The organism is Rhizorhabdus sp. (assembly GCF_018006725.1).
Classification (GTDB): domain Bacteria; phylum Pseudomonadota; class Alphaproteobacteria; order Sphingomonadales; family Sphingomonadaceae; genus Rhizorhabdus.
Map to the genome: position 1 here is coordinate 1 of NZ_JAGMXV010000161.1, position 11,428 is coordinate 11,428.

The window sequence follows — 11,428 nt, forward strand, 5'->3', positions numbered from 1 at the left end:
GGGAAAAGATGCACTGAACCCTCGACATGACACTGGGCGTTTCCATTTTATTGCCCCGACCCGATCGATAATGGGACAATATCCTTATCCCGTCAAAGGGAATGGATCGTCTCAATGGCGACATAATGGCTGTGCATCGCCAACCGGCCCGAGGAAATCCGCGCGCTTCCCGCATGGTGCCTGCGCCTCATCGTTCTCGTCGAGGCGCGCGCCGCGCCGCGACTGCATACCGTCGAAGGTCTGTGGCGCAGGACGACCAGGGCGCGGCCCGGCTCGATGACGCTCTTCATTCGGGCCGAGCAGCTGCTTCCCCCGGATGAAATCGACCGCATCGTGCGCGACGCGCCGACAGACCTCATCCGGTTCCAGGACGTTGCGGGCCAGATACCCATCGGCGAGCGACCGACGATGACCGACTGGCTCGATCGCTTCCATGCCGCTTTCCCACAACGAGGCCGCGGACCCGCGCACGCGATCGCCGCCTGACCGCATTTCGCAAAACCAACCCTGCAAACGGAAGGATCGATCATGATCTGCGCCGCCACCGATACGCGCATCGACACCATAGGCCGCCTCAACGACCGTTGCCGCCAAGGCCTCGATCGCACCGCCCGCATCGTCGTCACCCGCACCTGCCTCGGCGCTCTTGCCGGCGATACGCCTGCATCCGAGGCGATCGCGCAGGCCCATCTCCTCCAGGCCCTGCGCCGCTGCACGTTCGACCCCCGCGACAAGGAGCGCAATCGCGGCGAGTTTACCGTTGGCGACGTCCGCGTCTTCTTCTCGATCGACTATTATGACGAACACCTCGAATATGGTTCGCAGGACCCCGCCGACGCGCGCATCACGCGCCGCGTGCTGACGCTCATGCTGCGGGAGGATCTGTGACGATCGAAATCGTCCTTGGCCTCCCCCATCTGGCGAACGGCCCGCTTCTGGCGCGCGCTGCCGCGCTGTGCGCGCCCGTTCTGATCTCAGCCAATTGCCTGTCGCGCTGGCGCAAGGCCGATGGTTGGCGGCAATGGTCCGGATGGCGAACCGGGACCCTCGCCAATGCGAGAGACCTCGCAAGTCTCGACCTCGATTCCGCAGGCTACACCATGATGGTGCGCTACCGCGGCCTGCCATGGTCGATCGCCGATTATATGACCCTGGCCGCATCCTATCCCTTTCGGCGCATATCGTCGGTCGATTACTGCTGCGAGCACGAAGTCGCCCATGACCGGGAAGAGGTTCTCGACCGCGTCGCGCGCACTGCCGCGACCAACCGCGAATGCTTCGCACGCGCCGGCGATCTCGGCATCCGCCAACGGTTCATGCCGGTGATCCAGGGCCGCGAGCCCGACGATTATGCCCGATCGCTCGATTCCATCGACGCGATCGTCCTTCCCGGCTCGGTCATCGGTATCGGCAGCATGTGCCGTCGGCCGACCCACGGACCTCAGGGACTGATCGCCGTCGTCGAGCGGCTCACCCATATCCTGCCCATCGGGACGAAGGCACATCTCTTCGGGGTCAAGGGCGACGCTCTGCCTTATCTTGCGCCCTTCGCACGCTGGATTGCCTCGATCGACAGCCAGGGATGGGGCATCGCGGCTCGAAGGCATGCCCTGCGGCATCGCATCTCCAAGACGGACCGGCTTGCAGCCGACTTCATGGACCGCTGGTATCGAACCCAATGCGCGCGCCTGCTCGAACCCCCGCGCTTCTTGACCGAGGCCGCAGACATCCCGGTCCGGCCCCCGCCGCTCGATCCCTGGGAACAAGCCATCGCGCAGGCGCGGGCGGAAATCCGCGACCTTATAGAAACCGGCGAGCTCGACCATGACGCGATAACAGATGCCTGGGTCGAGGGCTGGGCCGCCGACATCTGGCACAGCCGGCGGCCCGAGACGCCGCGCTACGTTGCCTGACACGCTCCAGGGCCCAAGGACGATCCCATGCTCACCACCCGTTCACAACGCTGGCGCGACCGGCGCAGCCTCTTCGTCTCGAACGACACGGTGATCGAGCCGTCGCGCTATGCCGTCGATGTCGTCAGCCACGAGATCGCCAGGGCGTTCCTCGCCGATCATCATTACCTGCCACGCTATCCCGCCGCCCAGCTGGCGTGCGGCCTGTTCGGCCCGGGCGCCGCGGGGCGTTCCTCGCTCGTGGGTCTGATCGTCTTCGGCGTACCCGCGAGCAACGCGGTGATTTGCCGGCACACCGGCTATGCCGATGCTGCACGCGGCTGCGTCCTTCAGCGTCTCCTGTGCCTGCCCAGTGTCGCAGCCAACGGCGAGAGCTTCTTTACAGCCCGTGCCTTCAGGTTGTTGCGCCAGGCCAAACCTGCCATCGATGCCGTCGTCAGCTTTTCCGACCCTGCCTTCGGTCATTGCGGCGTCGTCTATGCCGCTCTCTCCGGGGCCTATCGGGGCACAACGAGGCCGAGGACTGTCCTGCGCCTCGCGGGGCAAACGATATCCGGGCGCGCCCTCTCCAAAATCCGCTCACTCGATTCAGGACATGGCGGCGCAATCGCCCACCTTGTGGATCTTGGCGCGCCTGCGCCCATGTCCGGCGAACATCCCGCCGACTGGCTCACCCGCCTGACCAACCGCGGCATCCTCACGCGCGATCGGCAAAGCCCGCTATTTACCTATTGCTTCGAGTTGACCCGTGACGCGCGCCGAACAGGCCAGGACCTGCCTCGACTTGCCTATCCACGCCGAAGCGACGTCATTCGCGATCGCCTGTCCCAAGGCGTGAACGGCACGACACAGGATCGGTTTTCGTCACCCGGCATTCTGCGGCGTGAGGCGGAAACATTCGTCAGGAATTGACCTTCCAAGGAGACGCGACATGAGCCGTCACGATTTTACCGGCATCGAACCCGATATCAGCGTCAGCATCGGTTGGGACCGGCCATTGAACAGTTTCTTCGTTCAGGTTCTACGACGGCATCCCCATCTCGATGGCGAGGATGACACGATTGTCTGGCACGGGACGGAACCTGGCGAGCTGAAATCGGCTTCCGACGCCATCGCGATCGCGTCACGCTGGGCGCGGCTTCCTGCCGACCTTGGCCGCATTCTCGAAACCGACCGGCTGAAAACGCTCGGCGCAAAGGATGGACCGGCGCAGATCGCGATGAAGCGGCGCCTCTTTGGCGACTGAGCCTCCGGGCAGAAGGTGAGGGGGATGGGCGCGATCGATCAATAGCGATCGACGGAGAACCCCATGCCCCATGTCATCGACCTCGGTGCCGGTCCCACTAACGAGGATTGCGCGCAGCTTGGCCAATCGCCCGACTTCGACGCGCTCAACCGCCTCGAAATCGCAACCTACAAATGCGCGCTGATCGCGCGCTACGGCGCGCCGCCTCCCGGCTGCCGTCTCGCTGCCCTGTCAAACGCCCACGATTTCGGCCGCTACGTCACGCTCGTCCTGCACATCGACGACGAGACCGACGAGGCCGTCTGTGCCTATGCCGAACAGGTCGAGGAGGGCCTTGGCACCTGGCTCGAAGCCGGCTTCAGCGCGCCTGTCATCCATGACGGCGAAACCCCCCGGATCGTGCATCCCGATTCCACCGCCGCGGTCGTGAGCGCCCTGCTCATCACTCGCCCGCGTCCCGACGGGCGCTTCCCGGTCCCCGATTTCGAGACCCTCCACACCAACCTTGCAGGCGCCTTCCCGGACGAGGCCGCGGCCGCACGCGCGCGTCTGTCCGACGTCGAAAGCGCCTGACCGCGCCTGTTCCCAACCCGGACGGAGATCAGCATCATGGCGAACACTTACACCAAAGCCGCCTTCACCATCCTCATGAGCCATGCCGACGCCATGCTCCTTCGCGTCGCCGAGCAAGCCTGCGGGATTCTCGACACAGGCGGCGAGGACGAGGATCTTGCGCGGCAATATGACGCCCTCGATCCGGCATTTCGGGCTGTCTTCCCCCCCGAAGGCGCCTCGAAGTTCGGAACCTTCCTCGCGATCTTTCCCGATCCTGGCTTCCCCTGTCTCGACTGCGCCATCGACATCCAGTCGAACGACGCCAACGACGCACAAGTCACGTTCAGCGGCGAACAGTTCGGCGTCGAACAGGTCGCCAACCTGCTCCTGGCAGCATGCAAATCCGCGCTTCCCTGCGGCTTTGCCTGGGTGTCGGACTGCGACCGGCTTCGTCCCGGCGAATTTGCCGGAGGGTGTGTCGTCGTCACAGGGGACGGCGTCCGCTTCCATTCGACCCAGACGATCCTCGAGCGCGCACTGCACCGCATCGAAGCGGGGGCAGACAGTGGCGTCGATGGCGTCGTGCTCGCCGTTCGCGATCCCTCGAGCGGCGATATCGGCTTCTGGAACGATGCGACCCAAAGTCTCGGATTGCTCTGCCACGCGAGCGTCTATCATCCCTCGCGCGCCGCATCCTGGGAAAACGTGCCATTCGAAGAATTCGACTGGATGGCACTTCCGCAAAACCTCGCGGCCTGATCGGCCATGCTCGACACCGATACATCGCATCGCATATCCGGTCTGCCCGCGATCGCACTGCCTCCCGCCATGCTCGAGGCCATCGCAGCAGGCGCATGGGTCGTGTTCAACCTTTCGGGCGGCAAGGACAGCTCGGCCGCGATGTTCACGGTCAACCCGCTGCTCGACGCACTCGGTCACCCCCGTGAACGTCGCCTTGCCCTCCATGCCGATCTCGGCCGCGCCGAATGGGACGAGACCCCGGCGACGGTTGAGGATCTTGCCGCTCTGGCAGGTCTGCCCCTCACGATCGTCCGCCGCGCTGCGGGTGATCTGTTCGATCGCTGGGCCAAGCGCTTTGCCAACGGCAAGGCGCGCTACGAGGCGCTCGAAACCTACAATCTGATAGGCCCCTGGTCTTCGGGTCGTGCGGCTGAGCGGAACAGGAAAGTGTTATAAGGAACTGTTTGGCTCGATACAGCGATAGATGGTTGCCGGGTGGACGTTGAAGGTTCTCGCGATGGCGCTGATGGACTTGCCGTCGAGCACGAGCTGGCGGGCGAGCGCGGCCTGATCGGGTCGCATTTTCTTTGGGCGTCCGAAGGCCACGCCGCGCGCCCTCGCAGCCTTTCGCCCCTCGTCGGTTCGCTTCAGGATGAGGGACCGTTCGAACTGGGCGATGCCGGCGAACACGGTCATGATCATCACGCCGGAGGGCGACGTGGTGTCGGCCCAGGGTTCATCAAGCGATTGTAATCCAGCCTGCTTTTCCTTGATGCGTTCCGCAATGTGCAGGAGATCGATCGTGGATCGTGCCAGGCGGTCGAGGCGTGCGACCACCAGCACGTCGTCCTTGCGCAGGTGCGCCATCAGCCTTTCGAGCTCGGGGCGACCGCGCGCCGTCCCCGATATCTTCTCCTCGAACATCATTTCGCAACCGGCCTGCGAGAGCCGTCCGCGCTGGATGTCGAGGTTCTGGTCCTCGGTGGAAACGCGTGCGTAGCCCAGTTTCATGCGGCCGCTCCGAGTAGCGTGCGAAAGTTACTGCAAAAGGACTTTGTTTCGCACATATGTTTTGCGAAGAAATTGCCCTTGTTTCCTGGTGCCGCCCTCCGCCTTCGCAAAAGTTGAAAGTTTCGCACAGTATGCCGACCCGTCACCTCACTGACGCCCAGCGTCAGAGGTTTGCTCGCTTCGACGGCGAACCGTCGGCCGACCAGCTTGCGCGATATTTCCATTTTGACCAAACCGATCGCGACCTCATTGGAACTCTGCGCGGCGACCACAATCGGCTCGGCTTTGCCGTGATGCTGACGAGCGTCCGATTTCTGGGCGCATTTCCCATTTCGGCCGCGGAGATCCCGGCGTCGGTGTTGGCGATCGTGATCGAGCAGCTGGACCTTGAGCCCACCACCGGCGTGCATGCGTATTTTCAGGGGAGCCGACGCATACGGCACCTCGCGCTTATCCGGACGCATTGCGGCTTCACGGACTTTGGCGACAACGCGGTGGCGCGTTTCCGGCTGACGCGGTGGCTCTACGCCCTGTGCTGGAGCGGTGATGATCGACCCGCCCCGTTGATCGATCGCGCGGCCGCCTGGCTGATCGCCAACAAGGTGCTGCTGCCGGGCGTCACGGTGCTCGAGCGCCTGGTCGGCAGAATCCGCGATCGTGCGCGCACCCGGCTTTGGCGGAATCTGGTCGCCTCTCTGAGCGATGACCAGCGCGCACGCATCGCCGCGCTGTTTGACGAAGGGGACACGTCGACGTTCGCCGCCCTGGACGCGCTGCGCACCATTCCCTCCAAGCGCATGCCGACCGAACTCTACCGCCACCTCGATCGGCTCGATGCGGTCCGCGCGTTCAATCTGCGGCCATCGCCGCCACGGGGCGTTCCCGCCACAAGCCTTGAGCGGCTCGCGCGGGTGGCGCGCGTTGGCAAGCCGTCGGCCATCGCCGTTCTTCAGGAGCCGCGTCGAACCGCGACCATAGCCGCGCTCTTTCATACGCTCGAAGCGGCCGCTCAGGACGATGCAGCCGAGCTGGCCGAGGCGCTGCTCGCGGACATGGTCAAGGGAGCCGAAGCCGCCGACAAGCAGGCCCGGCTGCGCAGCCTGCGCGATCTCGATGGCGCTGCGATGCTGCTTCATAGGGTGGGTCTGCTGGTATTGACCGACGACGCCTTGCCCCTTTCCGAATGGCGGGACACGCTCTTCGAGCAATTGCCTAGGCCCGATATCGAGGCGGCCATGGCTAAGGTGGAGGCAATCGCCAGGCCTGTTGACACAAAGCCCTACGACCAACTGCGCACGAAATGGCGGAGCGCCCGACGACTGTTTCGCGAAGTCGTCACCCGCATCGAGACCGATGCCGCCCCGGGCGGCAAAGCCGTCAAGGCCGCGATAAGCTACCTCAAGGGCGTGGACGACTGGTCGTCGCTCGCCAGGATGCGCGGTGCACCGACCGCCGCGATCCCGAAGGCGTGGCGGCAACAGGTCCTGGATCATGACGGCAGGGTGCATGACCCGAAAGCCTATGTCTTCGCGATCATCGATGCGTGGCGTCTCGCGATCAAGCGTCGCGACGTGTTCGCCACGCCGGGCATCCGATACGGCGATCCCCGGCGCGGGATGCTCGAGGGCGAGAGCTGGCACACGTCCAGGTTGATGGTCGCACGCGCGCTGGGCCGATCCCTCGACGCCAATAGCGAGATCGACGGTCTCTCGCGCCTGCTCGACGAGGCATATCGCCATGTCGCCGCGCGCAGCGTCGACAATCCGGACCTGCGGTTCGAGACGGTCGCCGGCAAGACCGGGATCGTCGTCACGCCCCTCGATAAGCTCGATGAACCCGAGAGCCTGCGTGCGCTTCGCGCCGCCATCCAGACCCGCATGCCGAAAGCGGGCATGCCGGACATCTTTCTTGAAGTCATGGCGCGAACCGGATTTGCCAAATCCTTTAGCCATCTGAGCGAGCGTCAGGCCACCGTCGAGCATTTCGAAACAAGCCTGTGCGCGGTCCTGGTCGGCGGTGCCTGCAACATCGGCCTTGAGCCGGTGGTCCGCCCGGAATTTGCGGCGCTGCGGCGCGACCGGCTTTCCTGGGTCAGTCAGAATTTCATTCGCCCCGAAACCATCGCCGCGGCGAACGCCGCGATCGTTGCCGCGCACAGTCGTCTGGATATCGTCCAACATTGGGGCGCCGGCGAGGTGGCCAGCGCCGACGGCATGCGTTTTGTCGCTCCGTCGAGCGCCATACACGCCGGTCCCAACCCCAAATATTATGGCCAGGAGCGCGGCGTCACCTGGTACAACATGATCTCCGATCAGTTCAGCGGTCTGGGCGGCGCGGTCATCCCCGGCACCTTGCGCGACAGCCTGGTCGTCCTGGCTCTCCTGCTGGAGCAGGAAACCGAGCTCGAACCTCTGGAAATTATGACCGACACCGCCGCCTATTCCGACGCCATTTTCGGCCTGTTCTGGCTCCTGGGTTACCGTTTCAGTCCGCGTCTGGCGGACATCGGCGGCGCGAAGCTCTGGCGGATCGACCGCCAGGCGACTTACGGACAATTCGATGCGCTCGCCTGGGGCAGGATCAACATCGCTCTGATCCGGGAAAACTGGCCGGACCTGATCCGCCTGGCCGGATCGCTCAAGCTTGGTCACCTCAAGGCCGCAGGCGTCATGCGCATGCTGCAGGTCAAAGACCGCCCGACGACGCTGGCCAAGGCCCTGTCCGAACTCGGGCGCATCATCAAGACGCTGCACATCCTGCGCTACATCGACGACCGACCATTCCGGCGTCGGATATTGTTTCAGCTCAACCGGCAGGAGTTGCGCCACAAGCTCGGGCGGCGCGTCCATCACGGCGACCGCGGCGAAATCAGAAGCCCTCTGCGCCAAGGCCAAGGTGAGCAGCTTGGCGTCCTTGGTCTCGCCCTCAACGCCATCGTCCACTGGAACGCCGTCTACATGCAGGAAGCCGTGCGCCAACTCGGGGATGCAGGGACACCCGCGTTGCCCGCCGATATCGCCCGACTTTCGCCGATATCCTGGCGTCACATCAATTTCCTCGGGCGCTACGACTTCTCCGTGCCCGACGCCGTCGCCAACGGCGGTCTCAGGCCGCTACGCCAACCTAATTCCGAATGGGACTTTTGAAAAGAAATATCGACCCTTACGACACTTTCCTGTTCCGCTCAGCCGCACGACCCTCATGAGCCGGGCCGATGCCCTCGCCATCGGCTTTGCCGGGTTCAACGATGTCCCGCACAAGGCGATCGACGTCCCCGACGGGGCGTTCACCATCACCGCAAGAACAAGCGAGGGTCGCCGCGTCACCTTCTGCTTTCTCGAAAAGACTTACGGCGGACCGCCCCGGTTCATCGACATCCAGTTCCACGACCGCGGCACCCATATTCCCAACGCCGACGGCGGGGTCTCGCCGACGTTCAACGCCTTTGCGATAACCCGCGGCGGACGCTTCGTCGCCGATAGCCGCTCTCTCGACGAGGCCCGCAAGCCAACGATCCTGGTCCTCTCGCTCGACAAGGCCGGGGAAGAAGCTGCGCACCCGACACGGCCCGATGGCGGCAGGAAGGATCGCGACCTTGCCGACCTGCTCGACCGCGCCGCAGCGGTCATCGCCGATCCCGACAGCGAGATCCGCTCGGACCGCAACGATCTGGTTGACAGTCTCCATGCCGAGGCTGCGATACGTCGCCAACGGACCGATGCGTCATGACCGTCCCCACGACGGCACCATCGGACGCCTGACCGAAGGAAGAGGGAAGCGAGGGACTTGGATCGGGGATGAATTCCAGCCCCGGCAACAACGGAGTCCCCCATGCGCAGCATCCTTGCCTTCTACGAGATCGATCGCGCCTATGGCGGCCCTGAAGAGGGCGGTTGGTTCTACGATACCGGCACTTTCGTCCGCGCGATCGCGCTCCATTTCGACGAACGGACCGCGATCGACGCGATGCACCGCGCCAACCGCCTTCTCGCACGCCTCCAGCGCCATCGCACGCCGGTCAGCTCGGTCACCTATAGCGGCGGACGCTATCGGGCCTTCGTTTTTTCCGGACTGCCGCCCGCGCGCTTTCCCGCCGAGCGCCCCCGCTACGCCTGATCCCTCCCAGCTCGAAAGGAACAGCGCCATGTACCGCGTCCATTATTACGACAGCAGCGAAGCGGCGTATGACGCCTGCCTCGACACACCCTGCATCGAGGAGGGCGATGTCATCGCCATCCTTTCCGAGCATGTCATCGGTCTCGCCTCGAGCGATCCCATCGCCATCACGCTCGAACATGGCGCGTTCCGCGCGGTTCCCGCGATGCCGGCGTCGCGGCTGCTCGAAGAACTGGTACACGACAGGGACCAGCTGCGACACGCCGTCGAACTGGCACTCGCCCACCATTTGCCGGTCGCACCCCATTTTCTCGCCTTCGCGCTGCGCAACGTGCCCTTGCCTGTCACCTGCACGGTCGTCGCACTGACGCTCGACGACATCATGGTCGCAGTCGACGCGATCCGACATCACGAGACGCGGCTCAACAAACGCGCCGGACTGGTCGATCCCCAGACGTCGCACGGACTCTTTCTCGCCTCGACGCTGCGCAAGCTCGCGACGGCCCGCAGGCATCTGTCCGAGCATCCTCCGCTCGAACATCCCACACATCCCTCTGGCTGACCCTTATCGTCGCCCCGGCATCGTCGAACGATGCCGGAACCGGCTGCGCCGGCAGGGAAGGGGGAGCGGATCGGCAATCCGGACATGGGGTCCGGATCTCTGCCGAAAGGTCATGACCCATGTGCATCGATCCCAATGCCGAACCCGTCGCCTTCGCGCTCGACACCAAACTCTGCCATCTTTTGCCGACGCTCTCCGACGCGCATCGCGAGGCCATCGCTCACGATCTCGCGCGCACCGCGATCTTTATGGCAACCGCGATGGCAGCGGACATGGCCCAGGACGCCGTAAATGGCCTGGTGCCCATCCCTGCGATGCCCCGTCTCGGCAAGCCGCCTGCACCCGCGAAGGTCCCACCTGCCGAAATCGTCGACATCGTGACGCTGACGCCCGCGATCCCGCCCATCGTCGCTGTCATGCAGAAAACCACCGACGTCACGGTTGCGGGCGTCAGCGAGCGCGACGGCTATACGTTCGGCATAGACAACCGGACCGATCGACTGATCGACATCCGACACGCAGGCAAACGCTGGTGCATGACGCCCGACGACGAAGCGAGCGCTGTCGTTTCGCGCGCGATCGGCGCCCTTGTCGCCGCGCATGCCGATATCGGCACTGCCTTGACCCGGCAGATAGCGCGCTGATCGCAGGACATCTGCCCAACTGAAACTCTCCCCGGCATGGCCGGATCGCACCACCGTCCGCGTGAAGAACGCGTTCGGTGAGGGGCGCTTTCGCGCCCTGCCCGGCCAAGGGGCCGGGGAGAGGAGGAGGATGGGAGAAAGTGTCGAGGACAAGGGGTCCAGACGCACAATCTCACGGAGACACGACATGAACATCGGATCGATCAAGCAGAACGACGCGGGCATTTTCATGGGCCGCATTTCGACGCTGGCAGTGGCGATGACGATCGCGCTGAAGCCGGTGCATTCCGCCAACCCGCGCGCGCCGCGCTACGAAATCCACGCGCTCACCCCGAGCCGGACGTGGGTGCAGGTCGGGGCCTTCTTCGAACTCACCTCGACCAACACCGGCGAGGCGTTCCTCAACGGCCGCATCGACGATCCCTCGCTGGCGCAGCCGCTCCAGGTCTCGGCGTTCCGCCAGGACGACGGCTCGTACAATGTCGTGTGGCAGCGCGCCCAGAAGCGCCGCGACGTGACGTCCGCGCTCGGGATCAAGTCGGACGAGGATATCGCGCCGCCCTTCGGGGCCGATGGCAGCAGCGTCAGCGACACCGGCAGCGAACCGACCCCGGACGGTCTCGGCCAGTCCACCGCGCCG

14 protein-coding genes and 1 pseudogene are annotated in these 11,428 nt (G+C 64.7%); 14 read left to right on the top strand and 1 reads right to left on the bottom strand.

All coding sequences use genetic code 11. The annotated features are described in order from the left end of the window. Positions 1 to 126: 126 nt before the first annotated feature. The 8 genes and pseudogenes from KAY22_RS18865 to KAY22_RS18900 all read left to right on the top strand — a co-directional run. Positions 127 to 486 (top strand): annotated as a pseudogene (locus KAY22_RS18865) (hypothetical protein); the annotation flags it as partial. Positions 487 to 528: 42 nt separating this feature from the next. Further along, a complete protein-coding gene (locus KAY22_RS18870) occupies positions 529 to 888 on the top strand; it encodes a DUF3768 domain-containing protein (RefSeq protein ID WP_069336073.1) in 360 nt (119 codons plus the stop codon). Further along, positions 885 to 1,913, top strand: a complete 1,029-nt coding sequence (locus tag KAY22_RS18875) for a hypothetical protein (RefSeq protein ID WP_069336074.1) — start codon at positions 885 to 887, stop codon at positions 1,911 to 1,913. Before KAY22_RS18870 ends, KAY22_RS18875 begins: the two co-directional genes overlap by 4 nt. 27 nt (positions 1,914 to 1,940) lie before the next feature. Then, positions 1,941 to 2,825: a hypothetical protein gene (locus KAY22_RS18880; RefSeq protein WP_234792002.1), complete on the top strand. Its 885-nt coding sequence runs from the start codon at positions 1,941 to 1,943 to the stop codon at positions 2,823 to 2,825. A gap of 19 nt (positions 2,826 to 2,844) precedes the next feature. Continuing rightward, positions 2,845 to 3,159 (top strand): hypothetical protein, encoded by a 315-nt coding sequence (locus tag KAY22_RS18885; RefSeq protein WP_069336075.1) that lies wholly within the window; start codon positions 2,845 to 2,847, stop codon positions 3,157 to 3,159. A gap of 63 nt (positions 3,160 to 3,222) precedes the next feature. Further along, on the top strand, positions 3,223 to 3,732 hold the full coding sequence (locus KAY22_RS18890) for a hypothetical protein (RefSeq protein WP_069336076.1): 510 nt from the start codon (positions 3,223 to 3,225) through the stop codon (positions 3,730 to 3,732). Positions 3,733 to 3,768: 36 nt separating this feature from the next. Beyond that, a complete protein-coding gene (locus KAY22_RS18895; RefSeq protein WP_296624832.1) occupies positions 3,769 to 4,473 on the top strand; it encodes a hypothetical protein in 705 nt (234 codons plus the stop codon). Between the two features lie 6 nt (positions 4,474 to 4,479). Then, entirely contained in the window at positions 4,480 to 4,911 is a 432-nt protein-coding gene (locus tag KAY22_RS18900; protein ID WP_296624833.1) for a hypothetical protein, read from the top strand. On the opposite strand, the gene KAY22_RS18905 is transcribed toward KAY22_RS18900, so the two are convergent. Beyond that, entirely contained in the window at positions 4,906 to 5,466 is a 561-nt protein-coding gene (locus KAY22_RS18905) for a recombinase family protein (RefSeq protein WP_019054269.1), read from the bottom strand. The two genes, KAY22_RS18900 and KAY22_RS18905, sit on opposite strands and share 6 nt — an antisense overlap. A gap of 131 nt (positions 5,467 to 5,597) precedes the next feature. On the opposite strand from KAY22_RS18905, the gene KAY22_RS18910 reads away from it, so the two are divergent. From KAY22_RS18910 to KAY22_RS18935, 6 genes are all read left to right on the top strand, one after another. Next, on the top strand, positions 5,598 to 8,612 hold the full coding sequence (locus KAY22_RS18910) for a Tn3 family transposase (RefSeq protein WP_046988524.1): 3,015 nt from the start codon (positions 5,598 to 5,600) through the stop codon (positions 8,610 to 8,612). Positions 8,613 to 8,667: 55 nt separating this feature from the next. Further along, positions 8,668 to 9,195 carry a hypothetical protein gene (locus KAY22_RS18915; RefSeq protein ID WP_296624834.1) on the top strand — a complete coding sequence of 176 codons (528 nt, stop codon included), beginning with the start codon at positions 8,668 to 8,670 and terminating at the stop codon, positions 9,193 to 9,195. A gap of 102 nt (positions 9,196 to 9,297) precedes the next feature. Beyond that, the gene (locus KAY22_RS18920) at positions 9,298 to 9,582 is read left to right on the top strand and encodes a hypothetical protein (protein ID WP_037444033.1); all 285 of its coding nucleotides are present in this window, start codon (positions 9,298 to 9,300) and stop codon (positions 9,580 to 9,582) included. A 28-nt stretch (positions 9,583 to 9,610) separates the two neighbouring features. After that, complete coding sequence (locus tag KAY22_RS18925; protein ID WP_037444036.1) at positions 9,611 to 10,144, top strand: hypothetical protein; 534 nt, start codon at positions 9,611 to 9,613, stop codon at positions 10,142 to 10,144. A gap of 119 nt (positions 10,145 to 10,263) precedes the next feature. Next, positions 10,264 to 10,788 carry a hypothetical protein gene (locus tag KAY22_RS18930; protein WP_037444040.1) on the top strand — a complete coding sequence of 175 codons (525 nt, stop codon included), beginning with the start codon at positions 10,264 to 10,266 and terminating at the stop codon, positions 10,786 to 10,788. Between the two features lie 187 nt (positions 10,789 to 10,975). Beyond that, positions 10,976 to 11,428, top strand: a 453-nt coding sequence (locus KAY22_RS18935; RefSeq protein ID WP_296624835.1) for a DUF736 domain-containing protein, incomplete at its 3' end; no start/stop codon positions are given.